Origin of the sequence: Paenibacillus sp. Y412MC10 (genome assembly GCF_000024685.1) — a bacterium.
Taxonomy (GTDB): domain Bacteria; phylum Bacillota; class Bacilli; order Paenibacillales; family Paenibacillaceae; genus Paenibacillus_AQ; species Paenibacillus_AQ lautus_A.
Map to the genome: position 1 here is coordinate 2276191 of NC_013406.1, position 17681 is coordinate 2293871.

The window sequence follows — 17681 nt, forward strand, 5'->3', positions numbered from 1 at the left end:
AGTGTAATGGATGTGATTCCGATGTCATTGAGCATGACCGGATATGGGCAATCCGTTGTCGATTTTCAAGGCTACAGTATCTCTTTCGAAGTGAAGTCAGTTAATCACCGGTACTGCGAGATCGTCTTTCGCATGCCCCGTGAATGGGCACTCTTCGAGGATACGCTTCGACGGGCGGTACAGAGCCGGATCGGACGCGGACGGATTGATGTTTATATTAACAAGGAAAACAACGGCGAGTCTCAGGGTGCCGTGCTGAACCATGCCATGGTTCAAGCGTATTTACAGGCAGCCGAGGATTTGAAGTCATACGGAATCACGGGAGATCTGGCGGTGCGGGATATTTTGACGCTGCCAGATGTTCTTGTAACTCCGAGCGGACTTTCCATGGATGAAGCGCAGCAGAGGTTATGGAATGATGCGCTTCTTCAAGGTCTGGAACAAGCGCTTGAGGGTCTGGTCCAGATGCGCAGCAGGGAAGGCGCTTTTCTCGCGAAGGATATCGGGCAGAGGCTTGACCGCTTGCAGCAGCTGCACCGGGAGATGACCGAGCTTGCTCCGGAGGTTCCGGCCGAATACCGGAAGCGCCTGCGGCAGCGCATTGAATCTCTTGATGACGGATCGCTTGCTGTTGATGAACATATATTCGGAATGGAAGTCGCTCTGTTTGCTGAACGTTCCAATGTGGACGAGGAGTTGATTCGACTTCACAGCCATTTGGAACAATGCAGGGAGCTGCTACTTCAGAAAAGCCCTGTAGGCCGTAAACTGGATTTTCTGATTCAGGAAATGAACAGAGAAGTCAATACGATTGGATCGAAAGCCAATCATCTGACTCTGGTAAACCGTGTTGTCGAAATGAAAGCGGAACTGGAGAAGATTCGTGAACAAGCCGCCAATGTGGAATAACCGCAGTTTCATCGGCAAGTAAGAGTCAAATGTATAGGGGGAGCAACCGCACTATGGCAATCAAACTTATTAATATTGGCTTCGGAAACATCGTATCGGCCAATCGGATCATCTCAATCGTGAGTCCTGAATCGGCTCCGATCAAGCGGATCATTCAAGAAGCACGGGACCGTCATATGCTGATTGATGCTACATATGGCCGAAGGACGAGGGCTGTTATCATTACCGATAGCGACCACGTGATTTTATCGGCTGTACAGCCGGAAACGGTGGCTCACCGTCTGTCCAGCAAAGATGACGACAACGACGAATAAGATGAGGAGTACTATGTCTAAAGGATTATTGATTGTATTGTCCGGTCCTTCCGGCGTTGGAAAGGGAACCGTCTGTACGGCACTTCGCAGCCGGGTTCCGGAACTGGTGTATTCGGTGTCGGCTACGACGCGTTCGCCGCGGCTCGGCGAGGTAAACGGCGTAAACTATTTTTTCAAAAGTCGGGAACAATTCATGGATATGATTGAGAACGACCAGCTTCTCGAATATGCGGAATACGTCGGGAACTATTATGGAACCCCGCGTGATTTTGTGGAAGAAACATTAGCCACCGGCAAGGATATTATACTGGAGATCGAAGTGCAGGGGGCGCTGAAGGTCAAGGAGAAGTTTCCGGACGGTATCTTTGTGTTTCTGATGCCGCCGTCGCTGGACGAACTGAAAGATCGGATCCAGGGCCGGGGGACAGAAAGTCAGGCCACGATCGACCACCGCATGTCCGTAGCTGTTGACGAAATCAATCTGCTGCAGCATTATGATTATGCCGTAGTGAACGATGAAATCAATCTTGCTTGCGAGAGAATACAATCTATCATTATAGCCGAACATTGTAAGGTGAGAAAGTAAGCTGTCTTTTCATAGACGGCGTAAAACTTTCAAGTAAATAAAGAAGAGGTGCTTCGACTGTGTTATATCCATCCATTGATGAAATGATGAATAAAGTGGACAGTAAATATTCTCTTGTGGTTGCGGCTTCCCGCCGTGCACGCCAATTGCGTGAAGGAGAAGTCAGCGAGTTGAAACATCCGAAATCCCATAAGTTCGTCGGTGTCGCTCTGGAAGAAATCTATGGCGATTACGTGAAGATCGAGCGTGGAGAGGACTAAGGCTTTTTTTCAACATTCGAATACCATGCGTTAGCGCGCGAAAATGTGACAACCGAAAGGTTGTTATTTTTTTGAGAAGATATGAAAGTACAGCCTTCATACAAATGGAAAGCGGGGGATTGTCATGTTGAACGGAAAAGTCGTCGTACTTGGCGTTACAGGTGGCATTGCCGCGTATAAAGCAGCGACTTTATGCAGCAGGCTTGTCCAGAGGGGAGCGGATGTGCATGTTATCATGACGGAATCCGCCAAGCAGTTCATTCCGGAATTAACGCTGCAGACGCTGACCAAAAACCCGGTTTATAGCGATACTTTTGACGAAAGGGACCCCTCGGTCGTCTCGCATATCCACTTGGCCGACCTGGCCGATCTGGTGCTGATTGCTCCGGCGACGGCCAATATCATCGGCAAGATGGCACATGGCCTGGCGGATGACATGCTGACCACGACGCTGCTTGCGACCACGGCTCCTGTCATGATCTCGCCGGCGATGAACGTGCATATGTACACGCATCCGGCCGTCATGGCCAACATGGAGACGCTGGTTTCCCGCGGGGTGTCCATGATTGAACCCGGAGAGGGACTTCTGGCATGCGGATACGTCGGAAAGGGACGGATGGAGGAGCCCGATACGATCGTGGATGTGGTTGAACGGTTTTTCCAAGGGCGCGCAGCCGAGTCCGCGGCGTCGTCGAATCAGGACGTGGAAAGCGGATCGACAGGCATATTGCACGGCAAAAAAGTGGTTGTCACGGCCGGCGGTACGATCGAGCGCATTGATCCGGTCCGTTATATCACGAATGATTCCTCCGGAAAAATGGGGTTTGCGATTGCTAAAGCCGCCAAGCAGCTGGGAGCGGACGTCCACCTCATTGCGGCTCATACCGATGAAGCCCCGCCAGAGGGGATTCCTGCCGAGAGAGTGGAGTCGGCCCAGGATATGTACGAAGCGGTGCAGCGCGTGTTCGATACGAGCGATATCGTGGTTAAGGCGGCAGCGGTCGCCGATTATCGTCCTGCGGAGGCGGCGACGTCAAAGATCAAGAAGCGCGGGGAAACGATGACGCTGGATCTTGTCAAGACCACAGATATCCTGGAAAGCCTGGGACGCCAAAAGACCTCCCAGTTCTTGATCGGTTTTGCCGCCGAGACGGATACGGTGGAGCAGTTCGCCAGGGAAAAGCTGAAACGCAAAAATTGCGACCTGATCGTTGCCAATGATGTTACGCAGGAAGGCGCCGGCTTTGGCACGGACACGAACAGCGTTCATATATTCGATGCAGAAGGGCTCGTCCTGCAGCTGCCCGTGATGTCCAAGGAGGAAGTGGCCATGAGGCTGTTAACGCTGGCGGCCGAACGGTTGACCGGGAGGTTATCCTGATGGAAATGGCCCGTGTGATTGTGGACGTGCCGTCCAAGGATACGGACCGTCCATTTGATTATCTGATTCCGGAGGAGCTCCGGCCATGGGTCGAGGTAGGCAGCCGGGTCGGCGTGCCGTTCGGTCACCGTACGCTTCAGGGATTCGTGGTTTCGCTGCATCCCCGGCCCGAGATGGATACGGCCAAAATGAAGCCGATTCAGGAAGTCCTCGATGTGATGCCTCCGCTCTCGCCTGAGCTGATTGAGCTTGGAGAATGGATGAAAGAGCGGTATGCATGCCGTTATATATCCGCTCTTCAATCGATGCTGCCAACGGCGCTGAAGGGAAAAGCCGAGCGGTATATTTCCCTTGGCGAGCCGGATGCAGGCTTGTCGGATGAAAGCGGCGGATTATTCGCGCTCCTCCCGGAAAGCGAATTGGAGCAGGAGATCATCCGGTTTGTCAGTCAGCGAGGCGAGGTGTCGCTCCAGCAGTTAACGCGAGCGTTTCCGGATGCGGCAGCCACCGTAAAAGCGCTGATCGGCCGGGGGCGGTTAAGCGAATTCCAGCAAATCAAGGACAAACTGCAGAAAAAAACGATGAAAGCGGTAGAGCTTGCCGTTTCGAGCGAGGAAGCGCATGTGGCGCTGGCTTCGTTTCCGGTTAAGGCTCAGCGGCAGAAGGAAGTGCTCCAATATATCGTAGAGATGGAGGACTTCCTGCCGATATCGCAGAAGGATCTGCTGCAGACGCTCGGCGTCACCGCAGGCACCGTGAAGGCGCTGGCCGACAAGGGACTGATTACCCTTGAGGATGTCGAAGTGTTCCGCGACCCGTACCGGGGACGGCACTTTACGCCCAGCGCCCCGCTGGCGCTCACGCCGGAGCAGCAGGCGGTGTACCGGAGCATCGTGCGCAAGCTGGATGAACGCAAGCATGGCGCGTTTCTCCTGCACGGGGTAACGGGCAGCGGCAAGACCGAGATCTACCTGCAGACCATTCAGCGCTGCATGGATCAGGAGCGTCAGGCGATTGTCCTGGTGCCCGAAATATCGCTCACACCCCAAATGGTGGAGCGGTTCAAAGCCCGCTTCGGCGACCGCGTGGCCGTCATGCACAGCCGGCTTTCGGATGGTGAGCGCTACGATGAATGGCGCAAAATTAGGGAAGGCCGGGCTTCGGTTGTCGTGGGAGCACGATCGGCGGTGTTTGCGCCGTTTGACCGACTTGGCCTTATTATTATGGATGAAGAGCATGAAAGTTCATATAAGCAGGAAGAAACGCCGAAGTACCATGCCAGGGACGTGGCGATTCACCGTGCCTCGCTGACAGGCGCAGCCGTCATTCTGGGCTCGGCAACGCCTTCGCTTGAAAGCTACCATGCGGCGAGATCGCAGGCTCAGGATGATTTTGCTCCGCATCTGCTGGAGATGCCGAGCCGTGCGCTGGGCAACCAGCTGCCGGCTGTTCAGGTCGTGGATATGCGGGAGGAGCTCCGGGAAGGGAATCGCTCCATGTTCAGCCGCTCCCTGCATGCCGCGATTTCGGCGCGGCTGGAACGCGGAGAACAGACGGTGCTGCTGCTGAATCGGCGGGGGTATTCCACTTTCGTGATGTGCCGGAGCTGCGGATATGTGGCTGGCTGTCCGGAATGCGACATCTCGCTGACCTATCATCAGAAATCGAATAACTTGCGCTGTCACTACTGTGGCTATGCCGCCCAGGCACCGGAGGTTTGCCCGGATTGCGGCAGCGAGCATATCCGCTATTTCGGTACAGGTACGCAGCGTGTCGAAGAAGAGTTAGCCAAGCTCTTTCCCGGGATTCGCGTCATACGGATGGATGTGGACACCACGACGGAAAAGGGCTCTCACGAGAAGCTGCTGAAGCAGTTTCGGGACAAAAAGGGCGACGTGCTGCTTGGAACCCAAATGGTCGCCAAAGGCCTGGATTTCCCGGATGTCACCCTGGTCGGCGTCATTACGGCCGATTCGGCGCTGAACCTGCCCGACTTCCGGGCGGCCGAGAAGACGTTTCAGCTGCTGACCCAGGTGGCCGGAAGAGCGGGACGCCATCAGCTGCCGGGTGAAGTGGTCATCCAATCCTACACGCCCGAGCATTATTCGATTATTCATGCAAGCAGCCATGATTATTTATCCTTCGTCAAGGATGAGCTGAAGCACCGCAAAGCGCTCCATTATCCGCCGTACTGCAGGCTGATTCTGGTGACGCTGTCGCATGAACAGCTGCCGCTGCTCGTACGACTGGCAGAGAATTTTGCCGCCGCCATCAAAAGCGAATCCGACCGCCGGGGATGGTTCGGAAGCCTGGACCGGTTCGACGCAAGCGCGCTCGATATCCTGGGTCCGGTGGCTTCCCCCATTCCGCGGTTAAAAAATAGATACAGATTTCAATGTATGATAAAATGGCGGGGAACGATGGATGCTGTCTCGCTGGTGCGTTCGGTTGCCGAGAAGCTTCAGGATTCGGCGCGGGACGGCAAGCTCCAAATCAGTATTGACGTTGATCCGCAAATGTTAATGTAATAGCGCATATAATGATGAAAAGCACAAGGATGGTGTCGTAGACATGGCGATTCGTATTATCGTTAAAGAACCGGATGAGGTTCTTCATAAAAAGGCAAAGGAAGTTACCAAAATTACGCCGAACGTTCAAAAGCTCCTGGATGATATGGCCGATACCATGTACGATGCGGAAGGCGTCGGGCTGGCCGCGCCGCAGGTCGGCATACTGAAGCGCCTGATCGTTATCGATGCGGGCGATGAGCACGGCTTGATCAAGATGATCAATCCGGAGATCGTGGAGAGCGAGGGCGAGCAATTCGGGCCGGAAGGCTGCCTGAGTATTCCAGGATGGAACGGGGATGTTCGACGTGCGGAGAAAGTAACGGTTAAGGGGCTTGATCGCGAAGGCAATGAGCTTGTCATTACGGGTACAGGGCTGCTTGCGCGAGCATTTCAGCATGAAATCGATCATTTGAACGGGGTGCTGTTTACGGAAATCGCCGACCGGGTGTATGAGTATGTTCCGGAACAGCCGAGAAATGAGTTGGAGAACCGATGAATATCGTATTTATGGGCACCCCCGCCTTTGCAGTACCCAGTCTGGAAATGCTGATTGCCGAAGGATACACGATAGCCGCCGTCGTTACGCAGCCGGACCGTCCGCAGGGGCGCAAAAAAGTGCTGACCCCGACGCCGGTCAAGGAAGCCGCCCTTCGTCACGGCATCCCTGTCCTGCAGCCGCAGCGACTGCGGAATCCGGAAGCCGTGGCCGAACTGGCCGAATATAAACCCGATCTGATCGTCACGGCCGCGTACGGCCAAATCCTGCCGAAATCGGTGCTGGATATGCCGGCGCTTGGCTGCCTGAACGTCCACGGCTCGCTGCTCCCCGCTTATCGGGGAGGAGCGCCGATTCAGCGGAGCATCATTAATGGAGAGCCCGTCACAGGCATCACGCTGATGTATATGGCGGAGGGACTCGACACCGGGGACATGATCGCCCGCACCGAGGTCCCAATTGAAGACGATGATACGGCTGGAACCATGTTCGAGAAGCTGAGCCAAGCCGGCGCGGAGCTGCTTCGGCGGGAGCTGCCCCGGCTCGTGAAGGGCAGAGTGGAGGCTGAGCCTCAGGATGATTCGAAGGCAACGTATGCTCCGAATCTGACCCGGGATGACGAGAAGATCGACTGGAGCCGCACTTCCCGCGAAATCTACGATCAGATTCGCGGTCTGGTTCCTTATTCCGGCGGGTTCACGCTGTGGAACGGCGAAGTGTTTAAAGTATGGGCAGCGGCTAAGCCAGACAGCGCCCAGAAACCATCTGGCGATGCGCAGCCCGGGACCGTGCTTGAGCTGCATGAGACAGGGATCGTCGTGAAAACAGGCGACGGTACGCTGACGCTGCTTACGGTTCAGCCTAGCGGCAAGAAGGCAATGGATGCGGCACAATTCGTCCGCGGGACGAGCCTGACGGCCGGGACGGTGCTGTCGTGAGCGGAAACCGCAGCCCGAAGGGACGCCTGGACTCTCCCCGGGAGCTGGCGATGAATGTATTGACTCAGGTTGAGCAGGAGGGGGCGTACAGCAACCTCCTGCTCAACTCCGCTCTGCAGAAGTCCTCGCTTGCCAAGAGCGACGCGGGACTAGCCACGGAGCTGATCTACGGCACGATCTCGCGGCTGAACACGCTTGATTATTTTTTGGACAAGTTTGTCAACAAAGGGGTGCGGAAGCTTCAGCCTTGGGTAAGGGCGCTGCTTCGCATCAGCCTTTATCAGATCGTGTACCTGGATCGGATCCCGGACCATGCGGTTGTCAGCGAAGCCGTTAATCTGGCGAAGCGCCGCGGGCATCAAGGGATCTCCGGCATGGTGAACGGGGTGCTTCGGAATATTCTGCGTCAGAAGGAAACCCTGGCCATTCCGGAGGATATGACGGACGCCCAGCGCATTTCCCTTCTGCATTCCCATCCGCAGTGGCTGGTGGAGCGCTGGATTTCCCAGTACGGTACGGAGGCAACAGAGGCGATCTGTGCCGCAAACAATGAACCGCCGGCTGTCAGCGTGAGGGTGAACACCACGATGATCAGCCGCGATGACATGCTGAAATTAATGGGCAACCATGGCCTGGATGCTTCCCCATCGTCGGTTAGTCCTTACGGGATTGTCGTTAAGGGCGCGGGCAATATGGCCTTGACCGATTGGTATCGTGAAGGGATGATCTCGATCCAGGACGAAAGCTCGATGCTCGTGGCCGAGGCCGTTCAGCCCGAGCCGGGCATGCGCGTGCTCGATTGCTGCGCGGCCCCAGGCGGAAAGAGCGCCCATATGGGCGAGCTGATGAATGACGAGGGCAGCATCGTCGCCAACGATATTCATGCTCATAAAGGGAAGCTGATATCGGATCAAGCCAGCCGTTTGGGACTGGACAGCATTTCGATCGTGACGGGGGATGCGCTGGATTTGGCAGACCGCTTCGAGCCTGCGTCTTTCGACCGAATTTTGCTGGATGCTCCCTGCTCCGGCCTTGGCGTGATCCGGCGCAAGCCGGATCTGAAGTGGGGCAAGTCCCAGGAGGACATCCATGAGATTGCGGCGCTGCAGCTCAGGCTGCTGGAGTCGGTCTCGACCTTGCTGCGTCCCGGAGGGATCTTGGTATACAGCACGTGCACGATTGAACCGAGGGAGAATGAAGGCGTGGTATCTGCTTTTCTGGAAGGCCATTCCGAATTTGCCATTGCTGAAGACGGCCTTGGAGCCTTAAGCCGGCTGGGCGAGAATTCGCTTGCGCGAGGCGGCGGCATTCAAATCCTGCCCCAGCACTATCACAGCGACGGCTTTTACATTGCCAGACTCGGCAGACGTTCCTCTTAAGGGCGCTTGCCGCCATGACTATAGTCGTATCCCGCCTATGCCGGCGGGTTTTCCTCTTTTACCGTCTCTTTTATTTATGTTAGAATAGGAAGAATGAAAAAAGAGATGCATATGAATGAAATAGGGAGCGTTCGGAAGAATGCTGGCCGGACATCCTTTAAACTAGACAGGTGTGGTGAGAATGAAACCTTTTATATATGATTATTCACTGGAAGAGCTTCAAGCCTGGGCTCAAGAGAACGGGGAGCCCGCGTTTCGGGGAACCCAGATTTATGACTGGCTGTACGTGAAGCGGGTGAACGACTTCGCGGAAATGACGAATCTGTCCAAAGAGCTTCGGGCCAAGCTGGAGCAGGAATTCAGCTTCGTGACCCTGACGGAGATCACCAAGCTGGAATCCAAGGACGGAACGGTCAAGTTTCTGTTCGGCCTTCATGATGACCATGCCATCGAGACCGTCATCATGCGGCATAACTACGGCAACAGCATCTGCGTTACGACGCAGGTCGGCTGCCGTATCGGATGTACGTTCTGCGCATCCACGCTGGGAGGCTTGAAGCGAAACCTGACCTCCGGCGAAATCGTTGCCCAGGTGGTTCAGGCACAGAAGATTCTCGATAAAACGGGAGAACGCGTCAGCAGCATCGTGATCATGGGTTCAGGCGAACCGTTTGAGAACTATGAGGCGACCATGAAATTCCTGCGCACGATGATCCATGAAAAAGGATTGAATATCGGCCAACGCCACATTACCGTATCCACGAGCGGCATTGTGCCTAACATCTATAAATTCACCGAAGAGGATACCCAGATTAATCTGGCCATCTCCATTCATGCGCCGAACGATAAGCTGCGCTCCAAGCTGATGCCCGTGAACCGCCGGTTCCCGTTTGACGACGTGATTGAATCGCTTCGTTATTACCAGGCTAAAACCGGACGCCGCATTACGTTTGAATACGCCTTGATCGGCGGAGTGAATGATCAGGTGGAGCATGCCGAAGAGCTTGCGGACGTCATCAAGGATATGAACTGCTTCGTCAATCTGATTCCGGTTAACCATGTGCCGGAACGGAAATATGTTCGCACATCGCGTAACGATATTTTCAAATTTCAACGTGCGTTAGCAGACAAGGGGGTCAATGTGACCATCCGTCGTGAACAAGGCCATGATATCGCTGCCGCTTGCGGCCAGCTGCGGGCCAAGCATATGGAGTTGAGGTGAGAAGATTTGATCAAGACGGTTCATGTAAGCCATGTGGGACGCGTTCGTCCTGTTAATGAGGATTCGGTATTTGTTAGCACATTGGAGCATGGCTATACCTTGGGTGTGGTTGCCGACGGCATGGGCGGCCACCTTGCGGGCGACACCGCCAGCAGGCTTGCGGTAGATACCGTGGCTGCGGATTTGTCCTCTTTGGAGCAGGACATGTCCATGGACGGCGTTCGGGCTGCGCTTGGCGATGCCATATTGCACGCCAATGCAGTTATCTATCAGGAAGCCTCGGCAGATGAGCGGCTTCACAATATGGGCACGACGATCGTAGCGGTGCTGCTGCGAGGCTCCGAAGGTTATATCGGTCATATCGGGGACAGCCGGGCTTACAAAGTCGTTCCCGGACAAGTCATTCGGCTCACGGATGATCACACATTGGTTAATGAGCTTTTTAAGAGTGGTCAGATTACGGAAGATCAACTGGAAACCCATCCCCGGAAAAACGTATTAAGCCGGGCACTTGGAACGGATGTGGACGTGACGGTTGAGCTTACGCCGGTTACGCTCGGGGAAGGCGAGGTGCTGCTGCTATGCAGTGACGGACTCAGCAACCGGGTCAGCCGCGAGCTGATCGGACAAATTTCCGGTTCACTTGACCTTCCTCTGGAAGAAAGAGCGGATCGCCTGCTTCAACTGGCACTTCTCGCTGGCGGTGAGGACAACATCACAGTCGCAATGTTTGAACATCAAGAAGAGGTTGTCGGGCAACGTATAAAGGGGTGGGATTCATGATCGGACATGAATTGGCTGGTCGTTATAAGATTATTGAACGCATCGGCGGCGGCGGCATGGCGCTGGTCTACAAGGCTCAGGATATTTTGCTGAACCGGAACGTAGCGATCAAAGTGCTGCGCCAGCAGTTTGTGCACGACGAGGAATTTATTCGCCGTTTCCGGCGTGAGGCACAATCGGCGGCTTCATTGTCGCATTCCAACGTGGTCAGCATCTACGATGTGGGCCAAGAGGAAGATGTGCATTACATCGTCATGGAATATATCGAAGGTCAGAATTTGAATGAAATCATCAAAGAACGGGCGCCGCTGCAGGTCGAAGAAGCCGTGCGGATTGCGACCCAGATCTGCGACGCATTGGGGCATGCCCATCATAACCAGATTATTCACCGAGATATTAAACCGCATAACATTCTGATTGGCCGTAACGGGAGGGTCAAAGTAACCGACTTTGGCATTGCCAGGGCGGTCACGTCGACAACCATTACGCAGACAGGCTCCGTCGTGGGTTCTGTGCATTATTTCTCGCCGGAGCACGCCAAGGGCGTCGTAACGGGCGAGAAATCGGATTTATACTCACTTGGTATCGTGTTATATCAAATGCTCACGGCCCGTCTTCCTTTTCTGGGCGAGAGCCCGATCAGTGTTGCACTGAAGCACCTGCAGGAGGAATTTGACGAGCCTAGGGAAGTGAACCCGCTCATTCCTCAAAGCGTGGAGAACATCATCCTGAAGTCCATGCGCAAAAATCCGGAGGAGCGTTACCAGTCCGCGGAAGAAATGATGGACGACCTCGAGACGTGTTTGATGCCGATGCGCCTCAATGAGCCGAAGATGGAGTTCGAGGACGATGCCGATTCTACCCTGGTCATGCCGGCGCTCAAAACGATGCAGCGCAGCAGCCAGCATCATCATGACCAAGATGACGACTCGGATGACGATGAGTTTGAGGAAAAGCCAACCGGCAAGCCGAAGAAAAAGTGGGTCAAGCCGACCATCATTATCGGCTCGGTGCTCCTGTTCCTCGGCCTTATGTTAGGCGTCGTCATGTATGTGAACAATATGCTGGAGGTGCCGGAGGTTAAGGTGCCGCCAGTGGTAGGCATGACGGAGGAGGAAGCGATCCGCGAGCTAGAGGCCCAAGGTTTGACGGTGAATGAGGAAGTCATTCGCGAATATAAACCGAATGTGGATGAAGGCGTCGTGTTTGCACAGGACAAGGAACCAGAGACCATGCTGAAGAAGGGCTCACCGGTTCAGTTATCGGTCGGGGATGCGAAGCCGCTTCCGGAAATGCCGGATCTTAATGGGATGACGTTTGATGAGGCAGTTGCTGCATTAAAAGAGATTGGAGTCAAGGAAACCTCCATCAAGCGATCGTCTGAAAAAAATGATGAAGTACCTCAGGGCAAGATCTTTAAACAAAGCCCGGAAGCCAGTACAAAAATCGATCCAGAAACTGAAGTAATCAGCGTAACGGTGAGCGAGGGCAAGAATTTGGTCCCTATGCCGGGCGTGGTTGGCTTAGAGCAGGAGAATGCCGTCAATATTTTGGAGTCAAATGGCTTTAAGATTGCAGCAATCAAAGAGAGATCTAGTTTTGAAGTGAAAAAGGGCATCGTAATAGAGCAATGGCCGCATGAGGCCAATCAACAAGTTGCACCAGGCTCCGATATCACGCTGTTCGTCAGCTCCGGCTATCCTTCGGACGCGCTCGAGTATAATTACAGCGTACCGGTGTCGCCGAGCGCCGAAGGACAAGAAAGCAAAATCCGGGTGGTCTTCAGCGACGCGCTGGGAGACAACCAGGAAGCCGTAAACAAGACCATTACGACTTCCGAAATGGTACCCGTTAAGCTGCTGCTTGCTCCCGACAAACACGCGACGGTCATGATATTCCGTGACGGCCGCCAGGTGGATACGTACAGCGTAAGCTACACCGACGTCAAGAACGGTACCGTGCCGCAGCCGACCTTTGAGCAGCCGCCTGAGCAACCTGATGTACCGGTGGACACCAACCCGGATGAGGGAAATGGCGAGGACGGTTCGAATGAGGAAGATGATGCTGCTTATCACTGGGATAACGGCAGCGAAGGAAACGGCAAGGGTAAGGGCAAAGGCAAAGACAACGATTAGAAACAAGTCATGAGAACACTAATTTCAACAAGAAAGGTGAGGCCTATTATATGCTAGAGGGACTGATCGTGAAGGCACTAAGCGGATATTACTATGTCAAACCACTGCAGGATGGCAACATTATATCCGGGGAGGACCCAGCGGTTCAATGCAGAGCCCGCGGCATTTTCAAAAAGAAAGGCATCTCTCCGCTCGTTGGAGATCGCGTGAAGTATTCATTGACTGAGAATGGGGAGGGGACCGTGGATGAAATACTTCCACGGTCTTCCCAATTAATTCGCCCGCCGGTCGCGAACGTCGACTTGGCGGTTCTGTTGTTTTCGGTCAAGGAACCGGACTTGAGCCTGCATCTGCTGGACAAGTTCCTGGTACATATCGAGCATTCGGGACTTGAGGCGTTGATCTGCCTGACGAAGCAGGACCTTGCAGACGACTCGGACGATGTATTGGAGCAGGTCAAGCGCCAGTACGAAGAAATCGGGTATGAAGTGCTTATAACCAGCTCCTTGCAAGGCATCGGTACCGAAGAGGTGAAGGACCGCCTGGCCGCTCGAATCAGCGTATTCTCCGGTCAATCCGGCGTCGGCAAGTCGTCCCTGCTCAATGCGTTGATGCCGGGCCTCTCGCTGGAGACCAGCGAAATCAGCCTGCGCCTTGGCCGCGGCCGGCATACGACGCGCCACGTGGAGCTGATTGAGCTTGATAACGGAGGCTATGTTGCCGATACGCCCGGCTTTAGCCAGCTGGATTTTCTGGAGCTTGGTGTCGAGGAGCTGTCGACCTGCTTCAAGGAGTTTGCTCCTTATGCGGCTGAATGCAAATTCAGAGGCTGCAGTCACATGCAGGAGCCTGGCTGCCGGGTGATTCAAGCCAAAGAGGATGGAATCATCCTGGCAAGCCGTTATGAGCATTACGTGGAGTTTTATACCGAGATGAAAGACAAGAAGCGGAGGTACTGAATCATGATAAAAATTGCGCCATCCATATTGTCGGCGGACTTTGCAAAGCTGGGGCAGGAAATTAAGGAAGCCGAAGCGAGCGGGGCCGACTGGATTCATGTGGACGTCATGGACGGGCATTTCGTGCCGAATATTACTCTGGGGCCGCCGATCGTCCAAGCGATCAGACCGCATACGGGCCTGACGCTCGACGTGCATCTGATGATCGAACAGCCGGAGTTGTATATTGCCGACTTCGTCAAGGCAGGAGCAGACTTGATCACGGTTCATGCCGAGACCTGCCCGCATCTTCACCGCGTCATCCATCTCATTAAAGAGCATGGCGTGAAAGCTGGCGTGGCGATTAATCCGGCCACGCCGGCCCATGTCCTTCAGGAAGTGCTTCCTGATGTGGATTTGGTGCTGGTTATGACCGTGAATCCCGGCTTCGGAGGACAGGCTTTTATCGAGCGGACCGTAAACAAGATTGCGCAGCTGCGTGAATGGATTTCAAACTCCGACAATCCGAATATCCATATCGAAGTGGATGGCGGCATTACGGCGGAGACGGCGCCGCTCGTGGTGGAAGCGGGAGCGGATGTCCTGGTTGCGGGCAGCGCGGTCTTCGGCAAGCCGGATCGGGCGGCGGCCATTGCCCAAATCCGAGACAGCGTAACATCTTGACCGCAGAACGTGAGCTCGGGATGCATAGGGCGGGGGATTCCCGCATAAATATGGTTACATGAGCTGGGTTCTCATGTAGCCTTTTTTGTCTGTGTTCACATCTAAGGGCTTGGTGCATAACATAATCTAGGAAGGCATGAGAATGATGGGGAGGGTGAGACATGAAATTCTATACGTTCAAGCTGCCGAAGTTTTTGGGAGGTTTTGTGAAGGCCATCTTAAATACGTTTCACAAGAGCTGACAGCTTGTCCCGGCGTAACAAAACCTCCGCCTGGGACCGACGCCGCCAGCCGGTTTACGGGGGATGAGGCAAGAGAAGAGCACTCCGATAGAGCGCATGGAGGACATACCGCATCTTGTATGCGGAGGTTTTTCTTGCGGTATAAGAAAGCCAATGCGCGCATGGCCTCTGCCGCTTTCTTGTATCATAAGAAGAGTGTCTAGCGACGTACTTATCGAAGACAGACCGCGTTCGACCGGAAGTTTTTCTTGCGATATAAGAAAGCGGGAGTTCGGCTCTTTCAATTTTCTTATATCTAAATAAAAAAAGCACCTGTTATCTGCTCAGGGTGCTTTTTGTTTAGGTGAAGAATATGTATCTAAACGCAAGAAAAACTTCCTTGTCCCGGATCGCCCACAAATGGTGCCTGGAGATTTAGAAGTTTTTCTTCATATAACGAGATGATTATACGCGAGTCACTTTACCGGATTTCAAAGCGCGAGTGCTGACGTATACACGTTTTGGCTTGCCATCCACCAAAATGCGAACCTTTTGAACGTTGACACCCCAAGAACGCTTGTTGTGGTTGTTAGCGTGAGAAACATGGTTACCACTGCTTGGTTTCTTGCCTGTTACATAACATTTGCGAGCCATTCATTACACCTCCTTGTTCCTAACCCTGCATGAAACAATACTTAAATATAATATCACAGTAAAAATTGCTCCGTCAACTGTCCTAAAAACATTTATTTCTCTTTCTCATTATAGTACAATGTTGATTAGTCCATAATATTTCGGAAGATCTGTATATTGTGGGCTGGTCGGCATGTTTCGAGGAGGTTTGGAGCTGCCGAATGACGTAGAGGACGAGAGGGCAGCCCATCAAGATGGTATGATCCATTTAATCATGCAAGTCTATTATTTACTGGTTGGGCATTTCGTCAGCTATAAGCTATGAAATAGATATGAAGTTTACGACAAGAAGTGTTATGGGTATCAAGCCAGGAAGGGGAATTCTCATTGAGTAAGCGTTCTTTGAATGGAACAGAATTTACCGCTATGGTCCTTGCCGGAGCGGAGCAGCTGCAGCAGCATGCAGAACACGTCAATTCCCTGAATGTGTTCCCGGTGCCGGACGGCGACACGGGGACCAACATGAATTTGACGATGACGGCAGGCGTAGCAGAACTGAAGAGTAAGTACTCGGAGTCCGTCGGGCAAAGTGCCGGTGTGCTGTCCAAGGGGCTTCTGATGGGAGCCAGAGGGAACTCGGGGGTGATCCTGTCCCAGTTGTTCCGTGGTTTCAGCCGGTATGCGGCACCTTATACAGAACTTAATTCTCATCAATTCGCCGCAGCGCTGCAGACAGGCGTGGAAGCTGCGTATAAAGCTGTCGTAAAGCCTGTGGAAGGCACCATCCTGACCGTAGCTAAAGAAGCGGCCAAACATGCCGTTTATTTCTCGCGCCGCAGCAACGATATCGTGGAGCTGATGGAGCAGGTGCTGGCCAAAGCCAAAGAAACGCTGTCCCAGACGCCGGATATGCTTCCCGTGCTGAAGCAGGTTGGCGTTGTGGACTCGGGCGGGCAAGGCCTGGTGTACATCTACGAAGGTTTCTTGCAAGCGTTGAAGAAAGACGGCGCGTCCGGATCCTTCGCTTCTGCGGAAGGACAAGCAGAACAGAGCAGCGCGGCACCAGCCTATCATGCGGTTCCTGATTTCTCGGCGGTTCAAGCTCCGGCTTCGGCCCAATCCCGACTGTCCACGGAGGACATTGAATTTTTATACGACATGGAATTCTTTATTAATAGGCAGCTTGGAGAGGGAACGAGTGCGGACTTTGATGAAGATAAGTTCCGGAAAGCGCTTGCAGTGAACGGTGATTCCATCATTGTCATTGCCGATGACGAGACGATCAAAGTGCATGTCCATTCCAAGGCGCCGGGCGAAGTGTTGAATTTGGCCCTCATGTATGGAGAGATCACCCAGATTCACATTTTGAATATGCGCGAGCAGCACCGCGACTTGCTGACAACGGGAATGGATATCGCGCCGATGCCCGAGCTGTTTGCGGATATTCCGGCAGAGACCGTGACGCCGGAAGCACCGGCTGTTCCTCCTGCAGACGAGATCGCGCCGTACGGGTTCATTGCGGTTTCGTCAGGGGAAGGCATTTCCGATATATTCAAGAGCCTGGGCGTCGACGTCGTTCTCTCCGGAGGACAGACGATGAACCCGAGCACCGAGGATTTCGTCAATGCGATTTCTTCGATCTCGGCCCAGCAGATTTATATTCTGCCAAACAACTCCAACATCGTGCTTGCTGCCCAGCAGGCCAGAGAGCTTCTCGAAGGCGAGCGCAGCGTAACGGTCATCCCGAGCAAGACGATCCCGCAGGGAATCGCGGCAGCATTTGCTTTCCAGGAAGACGAGAATGCGGATGTGAATACCGACAACATGCTGGATGCCATCACTCGCGTGCAATCGGGGCAGGTCACTTATGCCGTGCGGGACACAACAATTGATGATCTCGAGATCAAGGCTGGCCAGTTCATCGGTATCCGCAATTCCAACATCGTGGCAGCAAACGAGGATCTGATTACGGCATCCCAGGATTTGCTGGGTAAAATGCTGGAATCCGGCGATGAAATCGTAACGCTGCTTACCGGCGCTGACGCAACCGAGGAATCGACCAGCGCACTCACGGAGTGGTTGGGCGAGCAGTACCCTAACGCGGAGGTTGAAGTACACTACGGCGGACAGCCGATCTATTCCTATCTGTTCTCCGTGGAGTCTTGATATAAGAGATAGGCAGGTACCTCAAGAGGCTTTCCTTCCTATCTCGGTAGAAAAACTTACGCTGCA

17 protein-coding genes are annotated in these 17681 nt (G+C 53.9%); 16 read left to right on the plus strand and 1 reads right to left on the minus strand.

Going from position 1 to position 17681, the window contains the following annotated elements:
* The first annotated feature begins 21 nt into the window (after positions 1-21).
* From GYMC10_RS09735 to spoVM, 15 genes are all read left to right on the plus strand, one after another.
* Positions 22-909 carry a YicC/YloC family endoribonuclease gene (locus GYMC10_RS09735; protein WP_015734329.1) on the plus strand — a complete coding sequence of 296 codons (888 nt, stop codon included), beginning with the start codon at positions 22-24 and terminating at the stop codon, positions 907-909.
* Between the two features lie 53 nt (positions 910-962).
* Entirely contained in the window at positions 963-1223 is a 261-nt protein-coding gene (gene remA / locus GYMC10_RS09740) for an extracellular matrix/biofilm regulator RemA (protein ID WP_006209218.1), read from the plus strand.
* Positions 1224-1236: 13 nt separating this feature from the next.
* On the plus strand, positions 1237-1809 hold the full coding sequence (gene gmk, locus GYMC10_RS09745) for a guanylate kinase (RefSeq protein ID WP_009592584.1): 573 nt from the start codon (positions 1237-1239) through the stop codon (positions 1807-1809).
* Positions 1810-1868: 59 nt separating this feature from the next.
* Positions 1869-2069 carry a DNA-directed RNA polymerase subunit omega gene (gene rpoZ / locus GYMC10_RS09750; protein WP_009592612.1) on the plus strand — a complete coding sequence of 67 codons (201 nt, stop codon included), beginning with the start codon at positions 1869-1871 and terminating at the stop codon, positions 2067-2069.
* Positions 2070-2193: 124 nt separating this feature from the next.
* Positions 2194-3450: a bifunctional phosphopantothenoylcysteine decarboxylase/phosphopantothenate--cysteine ligase CoaBC gene (gene coaBC / locus GYMC10_RS09755; protein WP_015734330.1), complete on the plus strand. Its 1257-nt coding sequence runs from the start codon at positions 2194-2196 to the stop codon at positions 3448-3450.
* Positions 3450-5978, plus strand: coding sequence for a primosomal protein N' (gene priA, locus GYMC10_RS09760; protein ID WP_015734331.1), 2529 nt, complete (start codon positions 3450-3452; stop codon positions 5976-5978). The genes coaBC and priA overlap by 1 nt, the downstream gene beginning before the upstream one ends.
* 43 nt (positions 5979-6021) lie before the next feature.
* Positions 6022-6516, plus strand: coding sequence for a peptide deformylase (def, locus tag GYMC10_RS09765; protein WP_015734332.1), 495 nt, complete (start codon positions 6022-6024; stop codon positions 6514-6516).
* Complete coding sequence (gene fmt / locus GYMC10_RS09770; protein ID WP_015734333.1) at positions 6513-7454, plus strand: methionyl-tRNA formyltransferase; 942 nt, start codon at positions 6513-6515, stop codon at positions 7452-7454. Before def ends, fmt begins: the two co-directional genes overlap by 4 nt.
* Positions 7455-7504: 50 nt before the next feature.
* The gene (gene rsmB / locus GYMC10_RS09775; RefSeq protein WP_015734334.1) at positions 7505-8833 is read left to right on the plus strand and encodes a 16S rRNA (cytosine(967)-C(5))-methyltransferase RsmB; all 1329 of its coding nucleotides are present in this window, start codon (positions 7505-7507) and stop codon (positions 8831-8833) included.
* A 181-nt stretch (positions 8834-9014) separates the two neighbouring features.
* Positions 9015-10055: a 23S rRNA (adenine(2503)-C(2))-methyltransferase RlmN gene (rlmN, locus tag GYMC10_RS09780; RefSeq protein WP_009592630.1), complete on the plus strand. Its 1041-nt coding sequence runs from the start codon at positions 9015-9017 to the stop codon at positions 10053-10055.
* 6 nt (positions 10056-10061) lie between these two features.
* Positions 10062-10838 carry a Stp1/IreP family PP2C-type Ser/Thr phosphatase gene (locus GYMC10_RS09785; RefSeq protein WP_009592617.1) on the plus strand — a complete coding sequence of 259 codons (777 nt, stop codon included), beginning with the start codon at positions 10062-10064 and terminating at the stop codon, positions 10836-10838.
* On the plus strand, positions 10835-12973 hold the full coding sequence (gene pknB / locus GYMC10_RS09790; protein WP_015734335.1) for a Stk1 family PASTA domain-containing Ser/Thr kinase: 2139 nt from the start codon (positions 10835-10837) through the stop codon (positions 12971-12973). Before GYMC10_RS09785 ends, pknB begins: the two co-directional genes overlap by 4 nt.
* Positions 12974-13023: 50 nt before the next feature.
* Positions 13024-13932, plus strand: coding sequence for a ribosome small subunit-dependent GTPase A (gene rsgA / locus GYMC10_RS09795; protein WP_015734336.1), 909 nt, complete (start codon positions 13024-13026; stop codon positions 13930-13932).
* A gap of 3 nt (positions 13933-13935) precedes the next feature.
* Positions 13936-14595: a ribulose-phosphate 3-epimerase gene (gene rpe / locus GYMC10_RS09800; protein WP_015734337.1), complete on the plus strand. Its 660-nt coding sequence runs from the start codon at positions 13936-13938 to the stop codon at positions 14593-14595.
* A gap of 161 nt (positions 14596-14756) precedes the next feature.
* Positions 14757-14837 (plus strand): stage V sporulation protein SpoVM, encoded by an 81-nt coding sequence (gene spoVM / locus GYMC10_RS31815; RefSeq protein ID WP_034273235.1) that lies wholly within the window; start codon positions 14757-14759, stop codon positions 14835-14837.
* 444 nt (positions 14838-15281) lie between these two features.
* Here spoVM and rpmB read toward each other — a convergent pair whose 3' ends face one another.
* A complete protein-coding gene (gene rpmB, locus GYMC10_RS09810) occupies positions 15282-15470 on the minus strand; it encodes a 50S ribosomal protein L28 (RefSeq protein ID WP_006209230.1) in 189 nt (62 codons plus the stop codon).
* 366 nt (positions 15471-15836) lie between these two features.
* Here rpmB and GYMC10_RS09815 point away from each other — a divergent pair, with 366 nt between their 5' ends.
* Positions 15837-17615: a DAK2 domain-containing protein gene (locus GYMC10_RS09815; RefSeq protein WP_041621960.1), complete on the plus strand. Its 1779-nt coding sequence runs from the start codon at positions 15837-15839 to the stop codon at positions 17613-17615.
* Positions 17616-17681: the final 66 nt, after the last annotated feature.